The sequence below is a fragment of the Methylobacter tundripaludum SV96 genome (assembly GCF_000190755.2).
GTDB lineage: Bacteria > Pseudomonadota > Gammaproteobacteria > Methylococcales > Methylomonadaceae > Methylobacter_A > Methylobacter_A tundripaludum.
This window is the reverse complement of record NZ_JH109153.1, coordinates 943,338-967,817: the sequence shown is the minus strand read 5'-3', so window position 1 is coordinate 967,817 and position 24,480 is coordinate 943,338. Positions and strand designations below refer to the sequence as shown.

Sequence of the window (24,480 nt, the reverse complement as noted above, 5' to 3'; positions counted from 1 at the left end):
TTTGTCGGGAAAGTTGGCAAAACCGCAAAAATCATGGCTTCCGGGGTGGTTAGTGCTTGACACTGCGTAAGTGCAGTTGTTATAAATACAGGTGTTTCTTGTGTCGCTGACGATGGGATATAAGAATTATCACGCTGGTCTTCTAGAATATAACTTTAAAAATGACTTCCTAAGGGGGAATAATGAATAAATCGGAACTTATTGACGCTATAGCAGAATCTGCTGAATTAACTAAAGCGGACGCGGGTCGTGCATTGGATGGCTTTATTGGTGCAGTGACAAAAGCATTGAGCAGCGGTGATTCGGTCGCTTTAGTTGGATTTGGAACCTATGCCGTAAAAGAAAGAGCGGAGCGTAAAGGACGTAATCCACAGACTGGAGCTGAGATTACTATTAAAGCTGCAAAAATTCCTTCATTTAAAGCTGGTAAATCTTTAAAAGATGCTGTAAACTAGGATTTCTTTAGTCGGGTGCTTAGCTCAGCCGGGAGAGCATCGCCCTTACAAGGCGAGGGTCGGGGGTTCGAACCCCTCAGCACCCACCAGACTTTGGAGTGGTAGTTCAGTTGGTTAGAATACCGGCCTGTCACGCCGGTGGTCGCGGGTTCGAGCCCCGTCCACTCCGCCAAAATCAAAAAGCTCCGGATCGATTGGTTCGGGGCTTTTTTTTTGATTAAAATTTAAGTTGTTTCTTTAGGACAGAGCTATGCTGACAAAGATTAGAGAAAAAGCACAAGGTGCTTTTGCATGGGGTATTTTGATAATAATTTGTGTGCCTTTTGCTTTATGGGGTATTCAGAATTATCTGGACACCGGGGAAGAAGCCCCTGTCGCTTCCGTAGGCGATAAGGATTTTTTTCAGCGCGATGTTAACAAGGCTTATGAACAATATAGCCAGAATCTTCAAGGAATGACGATTGACGAGCAAACTTTGAAGGCGCAAGCGCTAGAGAAACTGATAAAGGATGAGGTTTTATTGCAGTATGTGCATGCCAATGGCCTTGTTACAACGGATGATGCCGCGCGTGAATTTATACAGTCCCTGCCTTATTTTCAGGTAGACGGTAAGTTCGATGACAAGCGGTATAAGACAATGCTCAATTTACAAAAAATGTCCTCCGGGGAGTTTGTAAACAGAATCAAGAATGCGCTGATCATGGAACAGTTTCAGCGCAGTATTATAGATAGCAGTTTTGCAACGAAATACGATGTTGAAAGTTTTTTCAAAATCCAGAATCAACAGCGCGATGTGGATTATGTCACCGTTGCGGTACAAAAGTTGGCAGAACAGCCCGCAGAGGAAGAAATAGCGGCCTATTATCAGCAGCATCAGGATTTGTATCAAACGCCTGAGCAGGTTTCTGTAGAGTACATAGAATTATCGCTTGAAGATATAGCCAAGACTATAGCGGTAACCGATGACAAGTTGAAAGCCTTCTATGAAGAGCAAAAAGATCAATACACCACTCCCGAGAGAAGAAAAATAAGCCATATACTGTTTGCAATTAATGATAAGGTCGACGAAAAGACCGCGTTGGAAAAAGCCTTAAAAGCGCAAAAAGAATTGGCAAATAAAGACTTCGCAGCTGTTGCGGCGGAAGTTTCCGATGATAAATTAACCGCTAAAACAGGCGGAGATTTAGGCCTGTTTAATGCAGGCGTTATGGAGAAATCGTTTGAAGATGCGGCAAGCGCTTTAAAGCTGGGTGAAGTATCGAATCCAGTGAAATCGGCATTCGGTTATCACTTGATTAAGGTAACCGAGTTAGTGCCGGGAGAGATCAAACCGTTCGAGTCAGTTAAAAATGAAGTCACCAAGGCTTATCAGAAAGCCCAGGCAGAAAACGCGTTTTATGAGGCGGGTGAAACTTTAACCGAAATGAGTTATGAAAACCCCGACAACCTGAAAACAGTGGCGGATGCTTTAGGTGTCACCATTAAGAAATCAGCGTTGTTCACTAAAGATAAAGGTGACAGCATTGCAGCTGACGAAAAAATTCGTAACGCTGCCTTTACCGAAGAAGTTCTGCAGGGTAACAACAGTACCCCCATAGAATTGGGAACCGATCGCCTGGTTGTATTGCGAATGTTGGAGCACAAGCCAGCTGCTGCGCGAGAGCTAAGCGATGTTAAGAAGGACATAGTCGCTGTATTGTTGTCTGATAAAGCTAAACAACAGGCTATTGAAACATCTAAAAAGATCAAGACCAGATTACAGGCAGGCGAGTCCATTCAAACTGTTGCGGCTGAAAATAAATTGCAAGTAAAGACAGTTGCAGGATTAACGCGCAGCAAGGAAGATGTGCCGTTGCCGTTGAGTCAGGCGATTTTCAAGGCGGCTAAACCTGTTGGCGGCAAGCCGACTGTCTTTATTGCCGAATTGCCCGCCGGCGAACAAGTGGTGGTGAGTCTGTCAAAAGTAAAAGAAGGCGTGATGACTGAGGATGACAAGAAGCAAATGGAACTGGCGACCAAGAATATCGCCAAAGCTTTCGGTCAGACTGAATTTAATGCGTTGATAAACAGTTTGCAGGCAGAAGCCGATATATCGGTGAAGGCGCCTAAGTAAAACTGCTGAACCGGAAATAAAAAAGGGAGCTTAAAGCTCCCTTTTTTGTGTCAAAATTATTGCTTTAAGATGCCGCTAAACCGGCAATGTTATAGCCGCAATCGACAAAAGTGATTTCGCCGGTAATACCCGAAGCCAGATCGGAACACATAAATGCCGCCGCATTGCCGACTTCTTCAATGGTTACGTTTTTCTTCAGCGGTGCCGTATCGGCCGCTTTGTTAAGCATGGATTTAAAGTCATTAATACCCGATGCGGCAAGCGTTCTGATTGGCCCTGCTGAAATCGCATTAACGCGCGTACCTTCGGCGCCCAAGGCCACAGCCATATAGCGGACATTGGCTTCCAGGCTGGCTTTAGCGACACCCATGACATTGTAGTTAGGAATCGCCCGGTCGGCGCCTAAATAAGTCAGGGTTAAAAGAGAACCGTTACGGCCTTGCATCATCGCGCGTCCGGCTTTTGCCAGAGCGGTAAAGCTGTAGGAGCTGATGTCATGGGCAATCTTAAAGTTTTCGCGGGTGGTGACATCAACATAATCACCATTCAGTGCGTCGCGGGGCGCATAAGCGACCGAATGCACGATACAATCCAAGCCGTCCCAGTGTTCGCCCAGCTTGTTAAATACCGTGTCGATATGCTCATCAATGCTGACATCGCATTCAATGGTAATGTTGGAATTACATTGCCCAGCCATTTCTTCGACGCGACTTTGCAGCTTTTCATTTTGAAAGGTAAAGGCTAATTCAGCGCCTTCGCGGTGCATGGCTTGAGCAATGCCCCATGCAATTGAACGGTTACTGGCTAAACCCACAATCAAGACTCGTTTGCCCTGCATAAAACCCATTATCATCTCCCAATGTTTTTGTTGTTACAATAGAGTTTCAAGTATCTATGACCCTTTTATTGATGTCCAGTCTTTTGTCTATGAAGATGCAAACCTGCAAAGCTCGCGTATTAGTTCTGATGTTGTCGGTCATATTTTGGGCGGCCTCGTATTCGTGCGCGGCGTGGGCATCCGCACAACCTAATAACCCTTATCCGGAAGATGAGGACAAACAGGTGATTTTGTATGAATCATTTTCAGAGCGGCCCAAGCATATGGATCCGGCTGTAGCTTACAGTTCCAACGAATATGCCTTTATCGCGCAGATTTACGAGCCGCCGTTTCAATATCATTACCTGAAAAGGCCTTATCAAGTGGTACCGCTAACCGCTACCCGCATGCCTGAAGTTATTTATCTGAACCAGAAAGGCGACAAACTGGAGCAGGGCGCAAATGACAACGACATTGCATTTACTGATTATATGATTGAAATCCAGCATGGTATCCGCTACCAACCGCACCCCGCGCTGGCTACAAACACTCAGGGCGATTATGAATATCATCAGTTAAGCACAGCGCAAATCAAGGCCGCTACGTCGTTGAATGATTTTAATATTACTGGCTCGCGTGAACTCACCGCCGAAGATTATGTGTACCAGATCAAGCGTCTGGCGCATCCCAAAATTCAGTCGCCGATAGCCGAAATCATGAAAAACTATATTGTCGGCTTTGACAATTTTTCCAGACAGGTCAAAGATAAACCCAAGACGGCGATTAGAAATTTGCCGATAGCCGGTGTAACAGCACTAAGCCGTTATCAATACCGGATTCGCATTAAAGGTAAATATCCGCAATTTATCTATTGGTTAGCCATGCCGTTTTTCTCGCCGATGCCGTGGGAAGCCGATGTGTTTTACGACCAGGCGGGACTTGCCGACAAAAACATTACGCTGGACTGGTTTCCGATAGGCACCGGGCCTTACCTGATGGCGGAGAATAACCCGAACCGGCGCATGATCCTTTTAAAAAACCCGCTGTTTCATCTCGAAACCTATCCGACCGAAGGCGAGCCGGAAGACAAACAAAAAGGCCTGCTGACTGATGCCGGAAAACAACTGCCGTTTATCGATAAAGTGGTTTTCATGCTGGAAAAAGAAACCATTCCCTATTGGACCAAATTTTTGCAAGGTTATTACGATGCGTCGGGTATTGCCTCGGACAGTTTCGATCAGGCCATACAATTTACCGGCAGCGGTGGCGTGGCGCTGACGCCGACCCTGCTGGAAAAAGGCATCCAGTTGCAAACTTCGGTGACCACTTCCAGTTTTTACATGGGCTTTAATATGCTTGACGCCACCGTGGGCGGTGCAACCGAGCAGGCCAGAAAGTTGCGGCAGGCTATTGCTATCGCAGTTGATTATGAAGAGTTTATCTCTATTTTCATGAATGGCCGCGGCGTCGCGGCGCAAGGCGTTTTACCGCCTGGCATCTACGGGTTTGCGGAGTCTAAAGAAGGTATCAATCCTTATATTTACGATTGGCTGGATGGCAAGGCGCAGCGCAAAAAAATCGATGCCGCGCGGCAACTGATGGCCGAAGCCGGTTATGCCGGCGGCATAGACCCCAAAACCAAAGAAGCCCTGATTTTGTATTTCGATACCACCGCCACCAGTGTTGACGATCGCCCCAGGATGAACTGGTATCGCAAGCAATTTGAAAAGCTGGGCATCAAACTGGTGATACGCGCCACCGACTACAATCGATTCCAGGAAAAAATGCGCACCGGTAACGCCCAGCTCTTTGTGTGGGGCTGGAATGCCGATTATCCCGACCCCGAAAACTTCTTTTTCCTGCTGTACGGTGCAAATTCCAAGGTGCAATACGGCGGCGAAAATGCCGCCAATTATCATAACCCTGAATTCGACCGTTTATTCGAGCAAATGCGCAACATGGATAACAGCGAGCAACGCTACCGGATTATTCAACAACTCCAGGAAATAGCGCGTCATGACGCGCCGTGGATTTTCGGCTTTCATCCGAAGAATTTTGCGTTGTTTCACAGCTGGTACAAAAACCTTAAGCCGAATCTGATGGCGAATAACCAGCTTAAATATACTCGCATCGATACGGCCGCCCGTGCCGAAAAAAGGCAGCAATGGAACGAGCCGGTGTTTTGGCCTTTGGTGCTGGGCGGCGTGGTATTTGTGCTGATGTTGATTCCGGCGGTTAATGCCTACCGCCGACGCGTTAAGGAAACCAAGCGATGACCCAATATATTATCCGGCGACTTTTATACAGCCTGCCATTGTTGATGGGCGTCAATATTTTAACGTTCGTCCTGTTCTTCGTCGTCAACAGCCCGGGCGATATGGCGCGGATGCAGCTGGGGCAAAAGCACGTTACCGAGCAATCCATCGCCAACTGGAAACAGCAACACGGCTACGATGTGCCGCTGCTCTGGAATTCTGACGCGCAAGGCGAGAAAAAAATAACCGACACCATTTTTTATCAAAAATCGGTCGGCTTGTTTTTGTTTCGTTTCGGCGTGTCCGATAGCGGCCGGAATATCGGTGCGGACATTAAAGAACGCGCCTGGCCCAGTCTTGCCGTGGCGTTGCCGACGTTGATTGTCGGCCTGCTGGTGAATATTTGTTTTGCGCTGCTAATGGTATTGTTCCGCAACAGTTATCTGGAGCATGCAGGCATCGTGCTGTGCGTGATTTTGATGTCGATTTCCTCGCTGTTTTACATCATCGGCGGGCAGTTTTTCATCGGCAAGATATTAAGGCTGGTGCCCATTTCCGGCTATGACGACGGCATGGCGGCGATCAAATTCCTGATCTTGCCGGTGTTGATCGGCGTGTTTTCAGGCATAGGTTCAGGCGCACGCTGGTACCGGACCTTGTTTTTGGAAGAAGTCGAAAAAGACTATGTGCGCACCGCAAGAGCCAAGGGGCTGTCAGAAACCCAAACCCTGTTCCAGCATGTGTTGCCCAATGCGATGATTCCCATTTTGACCGGCGTTGTGGTGGTGTTGCCGCTGTTATTCATGGGCAGCTTAATCATGGAATCGTTTTTCAGCATTCCCGGTTTAGGCAGTTACACCATAGACGCGATCAACAGCCAGGATTTTGCGATCGTTCGCGCGATGGTTTTTCTGGGTTCGGTGTTATATGTGATCGGGCTGTTGTTGACAGATATTTCCTATACCCTGGTTGATCCGCGCGTGAGGTTGTCGTAATGATTTGGGTATTGTTCAAAGCCAGCTTTGAACTCCACCGGTGGTTTAACACGTATTCAGTTATTTAGTCGGAGTTCAAAGCTGGCTTTGAACGATTTGTAAAGGTTCTGCGATGCTAAAGAAAAGCTTACATACGCCAGCGCATTTATTTTTGGATAATACGCCTTATTTCGTCACCAGCGCCATTTACCAAAAAAGACCGCTATTAGCAGACAATGCCATTAAGCAGCACTTACTTGAGACGATTCAGGATTGCTTTCGTGAGAAAAATTGGACGTTAAACGACTGGGTGATTCTGGATAACCATTATCATCTGCTAGGCGTGAGTAATAAGGGCGATGATTTAAGTCATATTTTTCGTAAAATTCATGGCATAACCAGTCATGTTATTCACGCGCATTGTTCATGTGAGCTACCGGTTTGGTGGAACTTTTGGGATTATTGTCCGCGTGATGAAAAGGATTACATGCTGCGGTTGAATTATTTGCTGATTAACCCAGTCAAGCATGGCTACTGTGACAATTTACACGATTACCCGTTTTCCAGTTTTCATCAACGGTTAGCGCAATCGGGACGGGAAAAGCTGGCTAAACAATTTAAAGACAATGACGGCTATCAAAAAATGGTGTTGCAAGAAGATGATTTTTAACTGTCCAAAGCCAGCTTTGGACTCCGACTTAGGCGTCCGTCATTTAAAATGGAGTTCAAAGCTGGCTTTGAACATTGTCGAACATGACTTGACCAACACAGGCTAATGTAATGATTATTCTATGGACAGACGCACTGATCTATTTGCTGATCCTGGTGATGCTGGCACTGGGCTTGTATCTGCGCGGCAAAGAACACATCAAGCGCCCGTTGCAACAAATAGGCAGCAGTAAAATCGGCATGATATCGCTGGTGGTGCTGCTGTTTTTTGTGCTGATCGGCTTGCTCGATTCCGTGCATTTTAAGCCTGCCGATGACAAGAAAAACGAGATTATCAGCCTGTTGGACGATTGGGCGACGCCGCTGCGGGAGCATGGCGAAAAAACCTATTCCGCGCCTTTTGCGACTAAGCTATACAGCAAGGAAATGATGGCGATGCCGGACGGCTCGATGCAATGGGGTTATCCGCGCCTGGAGTTCGGCGGCAGACATTTGGATGATCCTGAAACGCAGCGTATTCGCGATATTCTGCAAAAAGGATTTTATGGCTTGGCTCAAGGCGTAGGTTTGACGGGATTATTTATGATGCTCTATCTCTGTATTCCCACGCTCCGGCGTGGGAATACAGTCCGTGTCGCTCCAGCGGCACGAGCGGTGGTGAACCCAAGCACCAAAGTCGTCTGGTTAGTCCTGTTTATTATCGTGCCGCTCGCCACGACCCTGATCCACCTGTCCGCCTACTACCACGTGTTCGGCACCGACAAAGTCGGCGAAGACGTCTTTTATCAAGCGGTAAAGAGCATCCGCACCGGCTTGGTCATCGGCACCTTAACCACGCTAATCATGCTGCCAATGGCGATCATCTTCGGCATCCTGGCCGGGTTTTTTCGCGGCTGGGTGGACGACGTCATCCAATACGTCTACACCACGCTCAATTCCATTCCCGGCGTGTTGCTGATCGCCGCTTCCATCCTGATGGTGCAAGTGTACATGGCCAATCACGAAGCGGCTTTTACCAGCGTCATCGTCAGGGCCGATATGCGCTTGCTGTTCCTATGCATGATCCTCGGCGTGACCAGTTGGACAGGCTTATGCCGGTTGCTTCGGGCGGAAACCCTCAAGCTCAGGGAAATGGAATACGTTCAGGCCGCCCATGCCTTGGGCGTTAAGCAAGGCGCGATTTTACTGCGCCACATCCTGCCGAATGTCATGCACATCGTGTTGATTTCAGTAGTACTGGATTTCAGTTCGCTGGTGTTGGCCGAAGCGGTGTTGTCGTACATCAATATCGGCGTCGATCCGACCAGCTACAGCTGGGGCAATATGATTAACGGCGCGCGGCTGGAAATGGCCCGCGAGCCTATCGTGTGGTGGTCGCTGACGGCCGCCTTCGTGTTTATGTTCGCGCTGGTGCTGGCAGCCAATCTGTTTGCCGACGTGGTGCAGGATGCGTTCGATCCGAGACGGAGCGGTAATGAATAATCCGATACTGGCTGTTGAGCGTCTTAGCATCACCTTCAACCACCGGCAGACGGTGGTCGACGACATCAGTTTTGAAATCCATGCAGGCGAAACCTTTGCATTGGTCGGGGAATCCGGTTCCGGCAAATCGATCACAGCCTTGTCGGTGCTCAGATTGTTGCCTAATAATGCACGGCTTAATGCCGAAGCGATCAACCTGCACGGCGATGATTTACTGAAGCGTTCGGAATTCGAGTTGTGCAAAATTCGCGGTCGACGCATCGGTTTTATTTTTCAAGACCCGATGTCTTCGCTGAACCCGGTGATGACCATCGGCAGTCAAATCGAGGAAGTCATCAAACTGCATTTCGACTTACCCAGAGACGCGATACAACAAAGGGTGCTGGAACTATTACAGCAAGTCGAACTGCCCCAAGCCCCGCAGCGCATTAAGGACTATCCGCACCAGCTTTCCGGCGGCCAGCGGCAGCGGGTGATGATCGCCATTGCACTGGCGGGCAAGCCGGATTTGCTCATCGCCGATGAGCCGACCACGTCCCTGGACGTGACTATCCAGGCGCAAATCCTGGCGTTGCTGAAAGACATCCAGGAGCAAACCGGCATGGCGTTGTGGCTGATTAGTCATGACTTGGCGCTGGTGTCCAGCATCGCCGACCGGGTTGCAGTTATGCAGCAGGGCAAAATCGTCGAAACCGGCGCGACCGCCGAGTTCTTCAACCAGCCCAAACATCCGTACACCCGCAAGTTGCTTAACGCCTTGCCGTCGATGCAGAACTGCTTAGCGCACAGCACAGAGGAAAATCCGCCGCTGCTGCAAGTCAGCGATTTTTATTGTCATTACCCGATCCGTAAAGGCATATTCAAGCGAATCGTCGATTATGTGCGGGCGGTCGATGGCGTCAGTTTCGACATCCAGCAAGGCAAAACTCTGGCCTTGGTCGGCGAGTCCGGCTGCGGCAAAACCACGCTGGGCAAGAGTTTGCTAAACCTGATACCCGGCAGCGGTCGGGTCGTCATCAACGGCGTCGAGTTGAATGGCTTGACCGGCGAAGCCTTGCGGCGACAACGCGCCAATATCCAGATCGTATTCCAAGATCCGTTTTCATCAATGAACCCGCGGATGCTGGTCGGCGACATCATCGCCGAAGGCATCAGGGCCTTGCATCCCGAGGTGAGCGCGGAGCAGCGTAAGGCCAGAGTCCGGCAACTGTTGCAGCAAGTCGATTTGCCCGAAGATTCGGCGCTACGTTATCCGCATGAGTTTTCCGGCGGCCAACGTCAGCGCATCTGCATTGCCCGCGCCCTCGCGGTCGACCCCAAACTGATCGTCTGCGACGAGCCGACCAGCGCGCTGGATGTGTCGGTGCAGGCGCAGATTATCCAATTGCTGAAAACCTTGCAGCAGGAAAAGGGCGTCAGCTATTTGTTCATCACCCATGATCTTGCCGTTGTCGCGGAAATAGCCGACGACGTTGCTGTCATGTACCAAGGCAAGATCATAGAGCAAGGCGGCGTGGCCGAGGTTTTGACCCAGCCCAAACACGCCTATACCAAAAAGCTGCTGGCGGCAGTGCCGGTTTTGAAAATGGATCATTGAGAGTAAAACATGATCATCGGGTTCGCAGCAAAGGGGTTTAACATTCAAAGCTGCGTTCAGGTAATAAAGACAGTATAACTTCTTAACTTTGTGGATAAACTTATGAAAAAACAAATTCTGCTTGCGGCAACAATGGTGCTCGGCACCTTAGCCTTTACGGCGTCAGCCGAAGAGATCGGCGATGTAACCACGACATTTAAGCTGCTGGGAGCCAATCATAAAATTGTGGTTGAAGCCTTCGACGATCCTGATGTTCCGGGTGTTGCCTGTCATATATCGCGCGCTAAAACAGGCGGCATGAAAGGCGCGGTAGGCCTGGCTGAAGATCCGACAGAAGCGTCAATTGCCTGTCGGCAAATAGGCGCAATCGATCCGAGCAAACTGGATAAATTAAAAAGTGGCGATGTGGTGTTTAAAGAGAGCCTGTCGCTGGTTTTTAAGACCCTGCAAGTGGTGCGTTTCTATGATAAAAAACGTAATGTCCTGGTCTATCTGGCTTACAGCGATAAGGTGATTGAAGGCTCCCCTAAGAACTCTATTTCATCCGTGCCGGTTATGAAGTGGGATTAGTAACGCTTTGGACATCGGGCATTTGTTTGTGTATACGGATGTTACGATAAAAACACAAAAATAAAAGCAATGGAAAAACTCAGGTTGCCGAAAAACACGGGGTCTTGCAAAAATCTTTTAAAGATTTCAATCAGTATGGCGCCTCCCAGAAGATAAACAGGGAAGACATAAACAGTGGTCAAATGTCCCATATCTCCAGGCAGATAATAAAATATGAAGGTGTTAAGGAAAAATTTACTGGAAATATTGACGAATATTTCCAGTAACAACGCCTCTACAGAGATCACTGCAGCAAAAATATAGGCTTCATGTTTAAGGTTAAGGGACTGAATCTTGTTTTGAACAAAATAAAGATGATAACCATAGAGTGACCATTGAAAAAACGCAAAAATTGAAGTGTCTCCATTATGTACAGGTGTCACCTGATATATCCAAAGAGGCGAGTCGAAAGCCGTCCTGCAGAAGCTATTAATAGCCACCTCACTAATGCATCCTATCAGGGCGAGTGTTCCTGAATACATGTAGACTTCTTTGATTCTTATCTGCGTTGAGCTACTGATCAGAGCAAAGCCCGCGAAATAAATAACTGCAACCAAATACAAGAAAAAAATGATGAGGTTTGTAACCATAAGGGGAGTTCTCTAAACTGATTTAATCGTCAAAGTTGGGCGGGGCAGGGTGCCCTGTTCGAAATCTTTTACGTGGGTTAAGGCGTAGCCATTTAGCTCGGACATTGCTGGAGCGTTAAGGGCGGAGTTGTAATCCCCGTCCCGCAAGGAGGTTTCATCAAAATAAGTGGGTGCAGAGTAAATTAGATGGCTAACGTTAAATTCATGTAGGGTGCGCCGAGCTTACTTGCGGTCTTATATGGCCGCCATAAACGACCAATCAATGCTCAAATCCGGGAACCGTTGCACAGCGGTAGCTTCATCCATGCCGAACACGCCGGGCTGGCCGTACCGTCCTTGTTCGTCCAGCGTATACACCAAAAGCCAACGATCTTCCGGGTGGATAATCCAATATTCCTGCACCCCATGCAGTTGGTAAAGGCTGCGTTTGGTGTTCATGTCTTTGAGCGCGGTGTAAGGCGAAAGCACTTCGACAATCCAATCCGGCGCGCCACGGCAACCTTGCTTGTCCAGCTTGGTCGGATCGCAAATGACGCTTAGATCGGGCTGCACTACCGTTTCCACATTGGCGTCGGCTTCATCCTTGCGCGGCAGGCGCACGTCGAAGGGGGCGGTATAGCCTTTACAGGGCTTGCCTTGCAGGTAATTGCCGACTTGTCTACTCAACTCAAAGACAATATCCTGATGCAACCGTTGCGGGGCGGTCATGGCATAGGGCTCGCCGTCAATCAGCTCCCAGCGCCCATCTTCAGGCCATTTGAGATAATCGCCATAGGTGTACTTTTGTTGCAATTGTTCTGCGGTACTCATTGTTTGCTCTCCAAAGTGGAAGCCATGTAACTTACAACATCAAAGGTATGGGTTCATCAATAATGTGCTGGGCAGAAAAAGATAATTGACTTAAATATATCACCACGAAGGCACGAAGCTTTATATTTTTCTTCGTGTCTTCGTGGTGAAAAATCAATTCGCTAACCGCTCCTGCCATTCGGCGATTTTCATCCTCAACTCATCAATATTAACCGTGGTCAGGCGACGTTGCTTTAACAAGCGCTTCCCCGCCACCCAGACATCGGTGACTTGCTGACGGCTGGCGGCGTAAACGATCTGCGAAATCGGGCAATATAACGGCTGGGTTTCCAAGTGCGATAAATCAATGGCTATCACGTCGGCGGCTTTGCCGATGCTTAACGAGCCGATTTCATTGTCCAAGCCTAAGGCTTTCGCGCCGTTGATGGTCGCCATGCGCAGGGCGGTCATCGCAGGAATGGCGCTGGCGTCACCGGCAACGGCTTTGCCGAGCAGGGCTGCGGTGCGCATTTCGCCGAACATATCCAGGTCATTGTTGCTGGCCGCGCCGTCGGTGCCCAACGCCACATTGATGCCTGCCGCGATGCATTTGGCAACCGGGCAAAAGCCGCTGGCCAGTTTTAAATTGGATTCGGGACAATGCACGATATGAGCGCCGGATTCCGCATAGCGGGCGATTTCGTCATCGGTTAACTGGGTCATGTGTACCGCGATGAACGACGGATCGATCAGGCCGAGCTCATGCAATCTTTGCAGGGGCCGCTGCCCGGTTTTTTCCAGTTCCTGCTCGATCTCATGCAGCGTTTCGTGGACATGCATATGGATCGGCAGTTCCAGTTCGTCGACCAGGGTCTTTATTTTTTGCAAGGGCTCGTCCGACACCGTGTACGGCGCATGCGGCGCAAACGGCGTGGTAATCAACGGGTGGTGCCGCAGTTGATCATGCAGGGCTAGGCCTTTTTCAATATAGGCCTCGCTGTTTTCGGCCCAGACTGTCGGGAAATCGATAACGATAAGGCCGACACTGGCGCGGATGCCGTGATGAATCGCCTGCGCCGCAGTGATTTCTGGGAAAAAATACATGTCGTTGAAGCAGGTCGTCCCGCCCAGGATCATCTCGGCTATCGCCAGATCTGTGCCGTCTTTGACGAACGCTTCGCTCATCCATTTTTGTTCCAGCGGCCAGATGTGGTTTTGCAGCCAGTCAATCAGCTGCAAATCGTCGGCAATGCCGCGCATCAAGGTCATCGCGGCATGGGTGTGGCTGTTGATCAGGCCGGGCAGCAGCGCATGATTTTCCAGGTTTTCGGTAGTCGTGCCCTGGTATTTTTGCTTGGCAAGCTCGGTAGGCAGCAGGTCGATAATTCGGCCGCCATCGATTACCAGCGTATGGTGTTCATAGGTTACGGATTCCGGTTCAACGGGTATAATCCAGCGAGCGTGGATGAGGGTATCGACAACTGTCATATGGTATTCCTGTATTGGGTTGCCGAATTATAACTTTTTACCATTGGTTTTTGATAAAAATGACTATACAAAATAAATTGACTGTACAAGCCTTGCAATGGACGGGCGATGCTTTAAAAGTGCTGGATCAGCGGCAATTGCCGGAAAAAATTGTTTACGACGAATACAAGGATGCCGTCGGCGTCACCGAAGCCATTGCCGGCATGCGCGTTCGCGGCGCACCGGCTATCGGTATAGCCGCGGCTTACGGTGTGGCGTTGTCGGTTCGTAAACACTATGCCCAGTCCAATCATTGGCGGCAAAAAGTGGCGGCCGATATAGCCATGTTGGCAACGTCAAGACCCACGGCGGTTAATTTGTTTTGGGCGCTGGATCAGATGAAAGCCGTACTGGCCAAGCAGCTTGATAATCCGATTACGGCGGTTCTGGCGTGTGCGGAAAAAATCCACGCCGAGGATATTGCCGCCAATCACAAGATGGGCGAACTGGGCGCGGATATTCTGGCTGGTGCCAAAGGCGTGATGACGCACTGCAACGCCGGGGCCTTGGCAACCGGCGGCTACGGCACGGCGCTGGGCGTTATCCGTAGCGCTTATCAACGGGAACGCATCAACGTCTATGCGGGCGAAACCCGACCCTGGCTGCAAGGCGCAAGGCTGACCGTTTGGGAATTGGCGCAAGACGGCATCCCGGCGACCTTGATCGCCGATTCGGCGGCGGCATGGCTGATGAAATCCGGCGCGATCGATTGGATCGTCGTCGGTGCGGATCGCATTGCCGCCAATGGCGATGCTGCAAACAAAATCGGCACCTATTCCCTGGCCGTATTAGCCAAACAGCATGGCGTAAAGTTGATGGTGGTCGCACCGACCACGACTATCGACTGGACTATGCCTAGCGGCGACCTGATAGAAATCGAACAACGTAACCCAAACGAATTATTGCCTGCCTGTTATAACAACGAGGATTCCCTGGTTAGCGCCTGGAATCCGGTCTTTGACGTGACCCCGGCGGAACTGATTGCGGCGATTGTGACCGAGCGCGGTGTGGTATTGAATCCAGCCGGGCAAGGCGTGGGAGGTTTAAAAAATGCAATTTGATAAGAAAGGCAACAATCCGGTATTAGCCATCGGCTTTTTATTGAAGGGCCTGAAATTATTGACCAGTCCGGAATTGCGCAAATTCATCATCATCCCGATGTTGATTAACGTGGTGCTGTACAGCGCCGCCTTAACCTTGGGTTATTTTTATATCTCGGATTTGATCGATCAATTCATTCCCGGCTGGCTGCATTGGTTGAGCTGGGTGTTATGGCCGCTGTTTTTCATCAGCTTTTTTATCGCCGGGTTTTTCACCTTTACGGTCTTGGCGAATCTGCTGGCCTCGCCTTTTTACGGCAAATTATCGGCAAAAACGCTGGCAATGGTCAGCGGAAAGCCCCTGTCAGCTGCCGAACAGCCTTTAGTTAAAGTTCTTTTTGCGGAATCAAAGCGCATGGGCTATTTGGGGGCTCGAGCCTTGCCGTTGCTGGTCTTGTCGATTATTCCCGGCATCAATGTGCTTGCGCCTTTTTTATGGGCGCTGTTCGGGGCCTGGGGCATGGCGCTGGAATATCTGGCTTATCCGCTGGAAAATCAGGGCGTGTTGTTTTCCGAGCAAAAAGAGTTGGTTAAAAGTGTCAGGCTGGGCGCATTAAGCTTTGGCGGACTGGCGGTGCTGGGACTGACCATTCCGGTGCTGAATATCATCGTCGCCCCGGCAGCGGTGATTGGCGCTACGCTTTATTTTAATGAGATTAAGCGGGATTGAGCGGTAGATGGGCAAGTGTTTCTAGGTACTGATGCACTTAAAAAAGAGCCTATTTATAGTTAGACGACTACACTGAGGTCAAACATTGCACTATGAAGGAAACTGAAGGAATGGTGACTAAACTTTTTTATCGTCTTGATTGTACAACCCCGTTCTCTGAACCTGATCCAATACTGGGTAAAAATGAGATTGGTAGCTTCGAGTTGAAAGATGAAGTGTTAACCATAGAACTCGCTTCTGAATGCAAGTTGATCGCTGAAGCTCGCCATCTTGTGAGTCCCTTCATTAAGGCATGGCAAATAGAAGCAGAAATATGTCGCCATCCTTGCAAAAAATTTCGGTTTGCCTTCTGGAAGGCAGAGACAACAGGTGTCGTGGTTGACCAAACCGGGCACGCACCGGAAGCACTTAAGTATGAGAAGGATGACAAGGGGCAGCTAATATTCGAGTTGCAAGAATATCCCCCGGCACCTAGCACCAAGTTTTCACCACACTTAGAGGCAGCGTGGTCGCGTTACTTGATGGCTTTTTATGACAGCGGTGAGCCAATTCAGTCCGCTGCCTATTACATACTCACCGTAGCAGAAACACCTGCTGGAGGTAGAAAAAATGCTGCGTCAATACTTCAAATAGATAAGCGAGTTCTTAATAAATTAGGTGAGCTAACTTCCGAGAGAGGGAGTGTAACTACTGCGAGAAAGATGCTCGGCTCTATGAAGCCACTAACGTGTGAAGAAACACGATGGATTGATAAGGCTATAAGAATGCTCCTACTTCATCTTGGTGAGGTAGAAGCAGGTGGATTGCCTGATCGATTAACAATGGATGATCTTCCTGATTTGAGTCTTCAGTAGATGCCAGTAAAAAGACGAAGACAGCCATGTAGGGTACGCTGTGCGTACCATCAATGCCGAACGCCGAAAGGTACGCACAGCGTACCCTACATGACTTATGACTATATTGTTTGTGCTAGTTCCCAAGCTCCAGCTTGGGAATTCGGTGAGGGAAGCTCTAGCTTCCCGTCTCGCGAAGCTAGAGCTTCGTTACCTGGGTTCCCAAGCTGGAGCTTGGGAACCAGCGTATTTCTTAACTTGATGGTAGTAACGTGTTGCGTGGGAACGAGGTTAAACCCCAATGAAATTCGCCATCCAAGTTAACGCCAGCCCGTACCAGTCGAATGCCGGGTATAGCGCGTATCAATTCATCAATGCCGCCTTGGCAGCGGGGCATGAAGTGTTCCGGGTGTTTTTTTATCATGACGGCATCTACCATGCGTTCAAGTACGCCACGCCGCCGGATGACGAACTCCAGTTCACCGCGCAATGGAGCGAATTGGCAAGACTGCACCAGGTCGATTTGGTAGTGTGCATTTCCGCCGCGCAACGGCGTGGTTTGTTATGTAGCGACGAGGCCAAGCGGCAGGGCAAGCAGGATAATGACCTGGCCGAGGGTTTTCGTATTTCCGGTTTGGGGCAGCTGGTCGAGGCTACCCTGGAAGCCGACCGCTTTATCGTATTCGGGTGAGGGCATGAAGCGTTATTTATTCGTACTGCGCAAACCGCCGCACAGCGGTGCTCAGGTTCAGGAAATGCTGGACATTATCCTGACCACTGCCGCGTTTGACCAGCATGTCAGCATTTTGTTGCTGGACGATGGCGTGTTTCAGCTGAAAAACGGGCAGAATCCTGAGATAGCGGACATGAAAGATACCGCAGCCATTTTTAAAGCGCTGGAAATTTACGATGTGAACGACATCTATGCCGAAGTGGAGTCGCTACAGGAACGCGGCTTAAAGCCGGACGATTTGTGTTTACCGGTGCAGGAGTTTTACCGGAAAGATATAGCCGGATTGATGAAGCGGTTTGATGTGGTGTTTGCGGGGTAGGTTGTAGGGGCGCCCCTTGTGGGTGCCCAATACATGACGCAAAACAGGGCACCCACAAGGGGCGCCCCTACGAACTCCAATTAACCGGTCAGCTTTTTGTACTTCAACCGATGCGGATTATCCGCATCGCTACCCAAGCGGCGATGACGGTCGGCTTCGTAATCTTCATAGTTACCCTCAAACCAGACCACATTACTGTCACCTTCAAACGCCAACATATGCGTGGCGATCCGATCCAAAAACCAGCGGTCATGCGAAATAACCACGGCGCAACCGGGGAACGCCAGCAGCGCTTCTTCCAAGGCGCGCAGGGTTTCAACGTCCAGATCGTTGGTCGGTTCGTCAAGCAACAGTACGTTGCCGCCGGTTTTAAGCAGTTTGGCTAAATGCACGCGGTTGCGTTCGCCGCCGGAAAGATCGCCGATACGTTTTCCCTGGTCTGCACCTTTAAAATTGAAACGACCGACATAAGCCCGTGATGGAGTTTCATATTTGCCAACGGTAATCAAATCCAGCCCGTCGGAAATTTCATCGAACACGGTTTTTTTCGGATCCAGGTCATCGCGCAACTGGTCAACATAGGCGAGTTGAACGGTTTGCCCCAGTGTTAGGGTGCCCGAATCGGGCTTGTCGACACCGGCCATCATGCGGAACAGCGTGGTTTTACCCGCGCCGTTCGGGCCGATAATGCCGACGATGCCGCCGGGCGGCAGTTTAAAACTCAAACCGTTGAATAACAGCTTGTCGCCGAAAGCTTTGCTGACGTTGTCGGCTTCAATTACCACGTCGCCCAAACGAGGGCCGGGTGGAATATAAATTTCCTGGGTCTCGTTGCGCTTTTGCACGTCGGTTGACGACAGTTCGTCAAAACGGGCCAGACGGGCCTTGCTTTTGGCATGTCGGCCTTTGGGGTTGGAGCGCACCCATTCCAATTCTTCTTTCATGGCCTTCTGGCGGGAAGATTCCTGTTTCTCTTCCTGCAACAGACGGTTGCTCTTTTGCTCCAGCCAGCTGGAGTAATTGCCTTCCCACGGAATGCCGGAACCTCTGTCCAGTTCCAGAATCCAGCCAGCCACATTGTCCAGGAAATAGCGATCATGGGTGACCGCAACCACGGTGCCCGGATAACCGTGCAGGAATCTTTCCAGCCAGGCGACCGATTCCGCGTCCAAATGGTTGGTCGGTTCGTCCAACAGCAGCATGTCGGGGTTGGACAGCAACAACCGGCACAACGCCACTCGGCGTTTTTCACCGCCGGACAGCTTGGTCACATCGGCATCCCAATCGGGCAAGCGCAACGCGTCGGCGGCGACTTCCAGCTTGCGCTCCAGGTTATGGCCGTCGCAAGCGTTGATGAAGTCTTCCAGGAACGCTTGTTCGGCGGCCAGTTTGTCGAAGTCGGCATCGGGCAGCGCGTAAGCGGCATAGACGGCGTCGAGTTTTGCCAAGGTTTCCTTGATTTCCGCGACGGCTTCTTCGACATTGCCGCGCACGGTTTTATTGGGATCGAGTTGCGGCTCTTGCGGCAGATAACCGATCTTAATGCCTTTAAGCGGGATAGCCTCGCCTTCGATTTCCTTGTCGATGCCCGCCATGATGCGCAGCAGCGTCGATTTACCGGAGCCGTTTAAGCCCAGCACCCCGATTTTTGCGCCGGGGAAAAAAGACAGCGAGATGTCCTTGAGGATGTATTTTTTGGGCGGGACAATCTTGCCGACCCGGTTCATTGAGTATATGTATTGCGCCATAGTGTTTTAGTTTATCGGTTTAAGGTTGATAGAGAGTGCCGGAAGTAGGCGCTTTGGGCGCAGCTTCCGCTCCCGCTCACGCTAAGTACCAACATCCTTGCGGGTAACGCGATGTCGGCTATTATTCCATGTTATTTGGCAATTTTTAAGAGTTATAGTTTTTTATCTGTATGCGATAGCGCGGAAGGTCGATGCACGATCCCAATAAGAACCACCAAACAGTGGGATTTCCGAACGCGCCGCGTCCTACGGCCTTTAAGCGGCCATTTTGACGTTGGGATGGGGGAATGGTTTTGATTCAATAGGACCGCAGGATGCGCTAAACGCAGTGAAGCGCATTGTTCGCGTGAATCAAACACATCAGCCGGATAGGTCGGACACCCAAAGTAGGCGCTTTAGGCGCCCGCTTTTCGTTGCCTGACATTCCGGCATTGGGTAGTGGAATGACGTTGGGCAAACCAGAAATTCGCCGCCATATTGAAGCATGGGAATATCGGGCATAAACAGTACGCCTGATCTATAGTGCTTGGTAGTTATTGATTTTCAAGGTGTTCCGTTGTTTTAATATCGTAGATTTTCAATAGCTAAAGTTGTTCTTTTTTGGGCATGAGAGTATGCTTAAACCGTTGTATTTGGCAATCAAACTTTGCCACATCAACCTTCAAAACATTGGCATATCGGTGTCATTCGAATGAATTTTCAGAAAACCCCATCAATTATTTGGAGCGAGCGCCATGAGCAAAGAACAAAAAAGCAATAAAGAAGACAAGAAAAAACCGGCTCTGAGTCCGAAAGAAAAGAAGGCTGTAAAGAAATCCAAGAAAGATGCTAAGAGTTAATAAATTTAACGAAAATTTAATATAATTCTGCGGGTTCCCAATTGGGAGATTGGGAACCCTGAAGAGTTCTTGCTTCCAAATCCTAATTTCCAAACTTGAGTTTGGAAATTAGCGAACCATCCGGCAACCGCCACGGGAACATCAAATCCGCGCGAGCGGGACATCTAAAAACATTGCCATTACAGTCATTGAATCCAGCGAAGCATGGCCGGGTTCGGCAAGTGGTGAATTGGCCCTACTCCAGCTCCCCTATTTATCTTGAACGTGAAATTCTTCAAAGCATTGGGGAGCATTGATCTCCCGAATGTTTCGGCTGGCGAATGACACGATTGGTGCGGTTCGCGAATTCACCACATTCTACGGCTCTTAAGCAGCAAATTTTGGCGCTGGGAGGGGGGAATAGTTTTGATTCAATAGTATTTGCACACAGCAACAATCAATAACTTAGCGGAGCCTTTAAATGTGCCGTTTAAAGTTCGATAACTGACTGTAAGTTATTGATAGTTGATAAAATTATTGATTTGTTGAGTTTTTGTACAATTTAACAAAACACTAATAATAACCGCAGCTAAGCGGTAAATAAAACAATCAATCCACAGAGTTATCCACAGGTTTTGTGAATAACTTTGAGTGCAGGGTAACCGCTATATTTTGGTGTGAAATAGCGCTTCTGCGAGTAGAAACGAGAAGGCTTATTAAAAATTCGGCAAATATTGGGGCAGGTGTTGGCGAATTTCGGCGGTACTCAACATGGTGATTTCTTTATCGAGCTCGAAACGAACCAGCTTTTTAATCTGTTCCGGCAGATGGTTGCGCAGCAAACCGAGAAAAGAGGGGCCGGCAACAATCAGCAGTTGGTCAAAACGGTTGGCGTTATGCGCGTCTTCCAGATATTGGGCGACGCGATGCGCAAAATTGTCCGCTTCGTGTTTTTTCGGATCGGTAGGTTGTTCAAAAGCGTGTCCGCCTCCACCGACGCTTTTGATCCTTCCCGGCAGGTCGGAGGTTATTTCCCGGTCATGTAAACGACCTTCGGCATGAGAAAAGCCTTCGATTTCCTCTAAAGGGGAAGAGGGCGCGTCGGCAGTAAAAATGCGAGCACGGGTATTATCGGCAACGAGTATCCAGGTTAATTTCATGATTGTTCCCTCTGCGGCGATTTTGTTTAAATGACATAGTATTTTCAAAAACCGTTAAACCTAAAAAACATCCGGTTTTGTACTGCTGACTATAGGATAGAGAAATAAAGCCCCTCAAGCAATAAGTAGTAATACCAAGCGGGTGAGGCCTGTAGGGGCATTATTTTAGTCTTACGTATAAAGAAAGCGGCCTGTCCGTAAAAGGGTGCGGGTATACATCGAAGGCATTGATTAATTGGTTTTTGACAAGTGCATTTAACATTTGCACACAGAAACAATCAGTGACTTAGCGATGCTTTTGAATGAGCGGTATAAGGTCCGATAAGCAGCTGTAAGTCATTGATAGTCTGTAAAATTATGGATTTGTTAAGTTTTTGTACAATTTAACAAAACACTAATAAAAACCGCAAGTAAGCGACAAGCAGAACAATCAATCCACAGAGTTATCCCCAGGTTTTGTGAATAACTATTGGATGCATGATTAACAATCGGTTAGCAACATGAAATGCTTCAGACCGATGGGGAATCGGCTTTATGACGATGTCAGTAAGGCTGATAATTCATCAAAATTCAACGGCTTGAGCAAGTGATGGTCGAATCCTGCCGATTGTGAGCGATTATGGTCTTCAGATTGTCCATAACCGGTTAAGGCGATCAGGGTCGCATCCCGAGTCTCAGGCAATGCGCGTAGCCGTTTGGCGACCTCATAACCATCCAGATCGGGGAGACCAATATCGAGCAGCACAACCTGCGGGTGGAAAACTTGCGCCTGCTCTATTGCTTTTATGCCGCAATCGGCTATTTCGACTTCATGCCCTTTCGCTTGCAACAGCATCATCAGACTTTCGGCCGCATCAGCATAGTCATCCACAACCAGAATGCGGAATTTAGACGTCGGTAATACGGATTCGGTCCGCGCGGATTCGGCAGCAGATGAATCCATCGGTAATGCGGGCAGCCGCACGGTAAATGTGCTGCCTTGTCCGATACCTTCGCTCGCTGCGGTGACCGTGCCGCCATGTATTTCTACCAGCTGACGCACCAGCGTCAATCCAATGCCCAGCCCGCCCTGAGAATGAGCCAGGGTATGGTCTGCCTGAGTGAAGAGATCGAAGATTTGAGGCAGAATATCAGGGGAGATGCCGATGCCGGTATCCTTGATCTCGATGACGGCATCGGAGCCTTTCCGCATCACGCTCAACATGATTTTGCCGCCCTCACCGGTATATTTGGCGGCGTTATTCAACAGGTTGGACAGCACTTGCGCCAACCGGACATGATCGCCTTCGAGCCATTGCGGCGTCATGGTTTGTGAAATGATCAGCTCCTGCTTACGCGATTCGAGCAGGGGGCGACTGGTTTCTATCGCATTATTGACAATATCGGTAAGCTCGAAATGCTCGATTTTCAACCTGATTTTACCTTGCATGATGCGAGCCATATCCAGCAGGTCATCGAGCAGCCGAGTCATATGAGTTACTTGGCGGTCGATGATATTGCAGCTCAATGTCAGCTTGGGATCGGTCGCTTCCTGCATTTTTAGCAGCCGCACGGCATTGCGGATGGGCGCCAGCGGATTGCGGAGTTCGTGGGCCAGCATCGCCAGAAATTCGTCTTTACGGCGATCCATCAGGCGTAGCGTTTCCTCGGCGTGCTTGCGTTCGGTAATGTCGGTTGCCACGCCCAGCAGTTTGCTGCAACTATTGTCGGTGTCGCACAACGGAATCTTGACGGTGCTGTACCAGTGTACGGAACCATCGGCATGTGTGACTTTTTCCTCCGGAATGAGTTTTGGTTTACCGGTTCTTATGACGTCGAGGTCATTTTGATAGAAGTGAGTCACTTCGTCCGCGTTGGGATTGAAATTTTCGTCGGTCAATCCTGTCAGACTTTCAGGGCTTGTGCCATAGCACTGGGCCAAAGCCTCATTACTTAACATGAACCGTCCTTCCCGGTCTTTGACAAAGATCATACTGGGTACCGCATCGATTATTTGTCTGAGGAAGGCTCGTTCATACTGTAATGCTTCCTGAGTGCTTTTGATGTCGGTAATATCTTCGGTGGTTCCGAAACCGCCGAGCAGCACTCCATGCTTGTCAAATTCGAGCTCAGCCAGTTCACGCACCCATTTGACTTTTTTGTCCACTATAAGCCGATGTTCAATATCGTAGGGCATGCCGGTAAGCGCTTGTTGCCATGTCGTATCGACTAATTGCCGGTCTGCCGGGTGGACAATATCCAGAAATGATTGATAGGTTAAAGGCGTGCCTTTAGGTGTGCCAAAGATTCGAAAATTTTCGTCAGACCATTCCAATATATTATTGCGGATGTCCATTCGCCAGTTGCCGATATGAGCGACTGCCTGGGCGTGGTTCAGGTCCCTCTGGCTCTCGCGCAAAGCCTCTTCGATTTGCTTGTGCTCAGTGATGTTGGTACTCACTGTGCCGAATCCGACTATGTTGTCGTGTAAGTCCTTCAGGGCGAAGACGTTGAAGATCATCCACAGCACTTCCCCGGTTTTGAAGTGCCGGAAGCGGATTTCAATCTCGGCACGACTGTCCCGTAATACCGTAGGAAAGAATTCATCCATGATAAATGCCTGGTCTTCCGGAAAAAAGAAGTCTTTGACGGGGGTTTTAAGAGCCTGTTCTAGGCTATCAAGACCTACCAGCTGCAGTCCGGCATCGTTAACAAAGAAAGGTTCCAGCTGGGTATCGCACATACCGATAAACTCGGTGCTGCTTTTAGCCAGTGAGACATATAGATTCCGCTCTGCCTGGGTTCGATTGCGCCTGGCGATTTCCTTTTTAAGTTGCTCCTCTCGATCCATGACCGTATGTAATGCCCGTTTTTCCTGGTCGTGCAAACGAGCAATGACCAAGGTACATACGGTGCCTATGCCAACCAAAGTCGCGATGCGCAGCATTTCGCTGGGTCTGGCGATATAAAAGGAGTTGTAAGGTTCTGTTAAGAAATAAACACTTGTTACCGCACTCAACACTGTAGTGAAAAGACCGGCTTTTGTCCCGCCGTACCAAGCGGCGGAGGCGATGACGACCAAAAAGAGCAATAGCGGTGGCGAGCCCCCGAAAATAAACTGGAGTTCTTCTAGAACAAACAAGATAGCCGCAGTCCCCAGTATTGAGGTCATATAGGCGTTGCTGAAAAGATATTTAATGGGAGCCTCTAATTAATGGTTTTCTTCATAATAGGGGCCAATGT

General features: G+C 49.4%; 20 protein-coding genes and 2 tRNA genes. 15 read left to right on the top strand and 7 right to left on the bottom strand.

The genetic code is table 11. The annotated features are described in order from the left end of the window. Positions 1-182 precede the first annotated feature (182 nt). The 4 genes from METTU_RS17140 (at position 183) to METTU_RS17125 (ending at position 2,568) form a co-directional block, all read left to right on the top strand. Entirely contained in the window at positions 183-455 is a 273-nt protein-coding gene (locus METTU_RS17140) for an HU family DNA-binding protein (protein ID WP_006893096.1), read from the top strand. A 13-nt stretch (positions 456-468) separates the two neighbouring features. After that, positions 469-544 (top strand) — tRNA-Val (locus METTU_RS17135). 6 nt (positions 545-550) lie between these two features. Further along, a tRNA-Asp gene (locus tag METTU_RS17130) sits at positions 551-627 on the top strand. A gap of 78 nt (positions 628-705) precedes the next feature. Then, complete coding sequence (locus tag METTU_RS17125; RefSeq protein WP_006893095.1) at positions 706-2,568, top strand: SurA N-terminal domain-containing protein; 1,863 nt, start codon at positions 706-708, stop codon at positions 2,566-2,568. A gap of 64 nt (positions 2,569-2,632) precedes the next feature. Here METTU_RS17125 and METTU_RS17120 read toward each other — a convergent pair whose 3' ends face one another. After that, entirely contained in the window at positions 2,633-3,415 is a 783-nt protein-coding gene (locus METTU_RS17120; protein ID WP_006893094.1) for an enoyl-ACP reductase FabI, read from the bottom strand. Positions 3,416-3,462: 47 nt separating this feature from the next. On the opposite strand from METTU_RS17120, the gene METTU_RS17115 reads away from it, so the two are divergent. From METTU_RS17115 to METTU_RS17090, 6 genes are all read left to right on the top strand, one after another. Continuing rightward, entirely contained in the window at positions 3,463-5,661 is a 2,199-nt protein-coding gene (locus METTU_RS17115; RefSeq protein ID WP_006893093.1) for an ABC transporter substrate-binding protein, read from the top strand. Further along, positions 5,658-6,635 carry an ABC transporter permease gene (locus METTU_RS17110; protein ID WP_006893092.1) on the top strand — a complete coding sequence of 326 codons (978 nt, stop codon included), beginning with the start codon at positions 5,658-5,660 and terminating at the stop codon, positions 6,633-6,635. Before METTU_RS17115 ends, METTU_RS17110 begins: the two co-directional genes overlap by 4 nt. A gap of 112 nt (positions 6,636-6,747) precedes the next feature. Beyond that, the gene (locus METTU_RS17105) at positions 6,748-7,284 is read left to right on the top strand and encodes an REP-associated tyrosine transposase (RefSeq protein ID WP_006893091.1); all 537 of its coding nucleotides are present in this window, start codon (positions 6,748-6,750) and stop codon (positions 7,282-7,284) included. Positions 7,285-7,394: 110 nt separating this feature from the next. Then, positions 7,395-8,765 carry an ABC transporter permease gene (locus METTU_RS17100; RefSeq protein WP_006893090.1) on the top strand — a complete coding sequence of 457 codons (1,371 nt, stop codon included), beginning with the start codon at positions 7,395-7,397 and terminating at the stop codon, positions 8,763-8,765. Continuing rightward, positions 8,758-10,362: an ABC transporter ATP-binding protein gene (locus METTU_RS17095; RefSeq protein WP_006893089.1), complete on the top strand. Its 1,605-nt coding sequence runs from the start codon at positions 8,758-8,760 to the stop codon at positions 10,360-10,362. The genes METTU_RS17100 and METTU_RS17095 overlap by 8 nt, the downstream gene beginning before the upstream one ends. 102 nt (positions 10,363-10,464) lie before the next feature. Then, positions 10,465-10,932, top strand: coding sequence for a CreA family protein (locus METTU_RS17090; RefSeq protein WP_006893088.1), 468 nt, complete (start codon positions 10,465-10,467; stop codon positions 10,930-10,932). A 41-nt stretch (positions 10,933-10,973) separates the two neighbouring features. Here the strand turns inward: METTU_RS17090 and METTU_RS17085 are convergent, their stop codons facing one another. The 3 genes from METTU_RS17085 to METTU_RS17075 all read right to left on the bottom strand — a co-directional run bounded on the left by METTU_RS17085 (position 10,974) and on the right by METTU_RS17075 (position 13,838). After that, positions 10,974-11,561 carry a hypothetical protein gene (locus METTU_RS17085; protein ID WP_006893087.1) on the bottom strand — a complete coding sequence of 196 codons (588 nt, stop codon included), beginning with the start codon at positions 11,559-11,561 and terminating at the stop codon, positions 10,974-10,976. 234 nt (positions 11,562-11,795) lie between these two features. Continuing rightward, entirely contained in the window at positions 11,796-12,371 is a 576-nt protein-coding gene (locus METTU_RS17080) for a Uma2 family endonuclease (RefSeq protein WP_006893086.1), read from the bottom strand. Positions 12,372-12,524: 153 nt separating this feature from the next. Further along, positions 12,525-13,838 (bottom strand): TRZ/ATZ family hydrolase, encoded by a 1,314-nt coding sequence (locus tag METTU_RS17075; protein WP_006893085.1) that lies wholly within the window; start codon positions 13,836-13,838, stop codon positions 12,525-12,527. 59 nt (positions 13,839-13,897) lie between these two features. Here METTU_RS17075 and mtnA point away from each other — a divergent pair, with 59 nt between their 5' ends. The 5 genes from mtnA (at position 13,898) to tusC (ending at position 17,532) form a co-directional block, all read left to right on the top strand. Next, positions 13,898-14,938, top strand: a complete 1,041-nt coding sequence (mtnA, locus tag METTU_RS17070; RefSeq protein WP_006893083.1) for an S-methyl-5-thioribose-1-phosphate isomerase — start codon at positions 13,898-13,900, stop codon at positions 14,936-14,938. Next, complete coding sequence (cysZ, locus tag METTU_RS17065; RefSeq protein ID WP_006893081.1) at positions 14,928-15,647, top strand: sulfate transporter CysZ; 720 nt, start codon at positions 14,928-14,930, stop codon at positions 15,645-15,647. Before mtnA ends, cysZ begins: the two co-directional genes overlap by 11 nt. A 92-nt stretch (positions 15,648-15,739) precedes the next feature. Continuing rightward, positions 15,740-16,501 (top strand): hypothetical protein, encoded by a 762-nt coding sequence (locus METTU_RS17060; protein WP_150107884.1) that lies wholly within the window; start codon positions 15,740-15,742, stop codon positions 16,499-16,501. Between the two features lie 280 nt (positions 16,502-16,781). Next, positions 16,782-17,171, top strand: a complete 390-nt coding sequence (tusD, locus tag METTU_RS17055) for a sulfurtransferase complex subunit TusD (RefSeq protein WP_006893077.1) — start codon at positions 16,782-16,784, stop codon at positions 17,169-17,171. Positions 17,172-17,175: 4 nt separating this feature from the next. Continuing rightward, entirely contained in the window at positions 17,176-17,532 is a 357-nt protein-coding gene (gene tusC / locus METTU_RS17050) for a sulfurtransferase complex subunit TusC (protein ID WP_006893076.1), read from the top strand. 80 nt (positions 17,533-17,612) lie between these two features. On the opposite strand, the gene ettA is transcribed toward tusC, so the two are convergent. From ettA to METTU_RS17035, 3 genes are all read right to left on the bottom strand, one after another. Beyond that, positions 17,613-19,280, bottom strand: coding sequence for an energy-dependent translational throttle protein EttA (gene ettA, locus METTU_RS17045; protein ID WP_006893074.1), 1,668 nt, complete (start codon positions 19,278-19,280; stop codon positions 17,613-17,615). 1,534 nt (positions 19,281-20,814) lie between these two features. After that, a complete protein-coding gene (locus METTU_RS17040) occupies positions 20,815-21,258 on the bottom strand; it encodes a host attachment protein (RefSeq protein ID WP_006893072.1) in 444 nt (147 codons plus the stop codon). Positions 21,259-21,790: 532 nt separating this feature from the next. Then, positions 21,791-24,409, bottom strand: a complete 2,619-nt coding sequence (locus tag METTU_RS17035) for a PAS domain S-box protein (RefSeq protein ID WP_006893071.1) — start codon at positions 24,407-24,409, stop codon at positions 21,791-21,793. Positions 24,410-24,480: the final 71 nt, after the last annotated feature.

What these genes read in the sequence shown, in the direction of transcription:
- METTU_RS17140 (WP_006893096.1), top strand. Translation starts at nt 183, where the DNA reads ATGAATAAATCGGAACTTATTGACGCTATAGCAGAATCTGCTGAATTA.
- METTU_RS17125 (WP_006893095.1), top strand. Translation starts at nt 706, where the DNA reads ATGCTGACAAAGATTAGAGAAAAAGCACAAGGTGCTTTTGCATGGGGT.
- METTU_RS17120 (WP_006893094.1), bottom strand. Translation starts at nt 3,415, where the DNA reads ATGGGTTTTATGCAGGGCAAACGAGTCTTGATTGTGGGTTTAGCCAGT.
- METTU_RS17115 (WP_006893093.1), top strand. Translation starts at nt 3,463, where the DNA reads ATGACCCTTTTATTGATGTCCAGTCTTTTGTCTATGAAGATGCAAACC.
- METTU_RS17110 (WP_006893092.1), top strand. Translation starts at nt 5,658, where the DNA reads ATGACCCAATATATTATCCGGCGACTTTTATACAGCCTGCCATTGTTG.
- METTU_RS17105 (WP_006893091.1), top strand. Translation starts at nt 6,748, where the DNA reads ATGCTAAAGAAAAGCTTACATACGCCAGCGCATTTATTTTTGGATAAT.
- METTU_RS17100 (WP_006893090.1), top strand. Translation starts at nt 7,395, where the DNA reads ATGATTATTCTATGGACAGACGCACTGATCTATTTGCTGATCCTGGTG.
- METTU_RS17095 (WP_006893089.1), top strand. Translation starts at nt 8,758, where the DNA reads ATGAATAATCCGATACTGGCTGTTGAGCGTCTTAGCATCACCTTCAAC.
- METTU_RS17090 (WP_006893088.1), top strand. Translation starts at nt 10,465, where the DNA reads ATGAAAAAACAAATTCTGCTTGCGGCAACAATGGTGCTCGGCACCTTA.
- METTU_RS17085 (WP_006893087.1), bottom strand. Translation starts at nt 11,561, where the DNA reads ATGGTTACAAACCTCATCATTTTTTTCTTGTATTTGGTTGCAGTTATT.
- METTU_RS17080 (WP_006893086.1), bottom strand. Translation starts at nt 12,371, where the DNA reads ATGAGTACCGCAGAACAATTGCAACAAAAGTACACCTATGGCGATTAT.
- METTU_RS17075 (WP_006893085.1), bottom strand. Translation starts at nt 13,838, where the DNA reads ATGACAGTTGTCGATACCCTCATCCACGCTCGCTGGATTATACCCGTT.
- mtnA (WP_006893083.1), top strand. Translation starts at nt 13,898, where the DNA reads ATGACTATACAAAATAAATTGACTGTACAAGCCTTGCAATGGACGGGC.
- cysZ (WP_006893081.1), top strand. Translation starts at nt 14,928, where the DNA reads ATGCAATTTGATAAGAAAGGCAACAATCCGGTATTAGCCATCGGCTTT.
- METTU_RS17060 (WP_150107884.1), top strand. Translation starts at nt 15,740, where the DNA reads ATGAAGGAAACTGAAGGAATGGTGACTAAACTTTTTTATCGTCTTGAT.
- tusD (WP_006893077.1), top strand. Translation starts at nt 16,782, where the DNA reads ATGAAATTCGCCATCCAAGTTAACGCCAGCCCGTACCAGTCGAATGCC.
- tusC (WP_006893076.1), top strand. Translation starts at nt 17,176, where the DNA reads ATGAAGCGTTATTTATTCGTACTGCGCAAACCGCCGCACAGCGGTGCT.
- ettA (WP_006893074.1), bottom strand. Translation starts at nt 19,280, where the DNA reads ATGGCGCAATACATATACTCAATGAACCGGGTCGGCAAGATTGTCCCG.
- METTU_RS17040 (WP_006893072.1), bottom strand. Translation starts at nt 21,258, where the DNA reads ATGAAATTAACCTGGATACTCGTTGCCGATAATACCCGTGCTCGCATT.
- METTU_RS17035 (WP_006893071.1), bottom strand. Translation starts at nt 24,409, where the DNA reads ATGACCTCAATACTGGGGACTGCGGCTATCTTGTTTGTTCTAGAAGAA.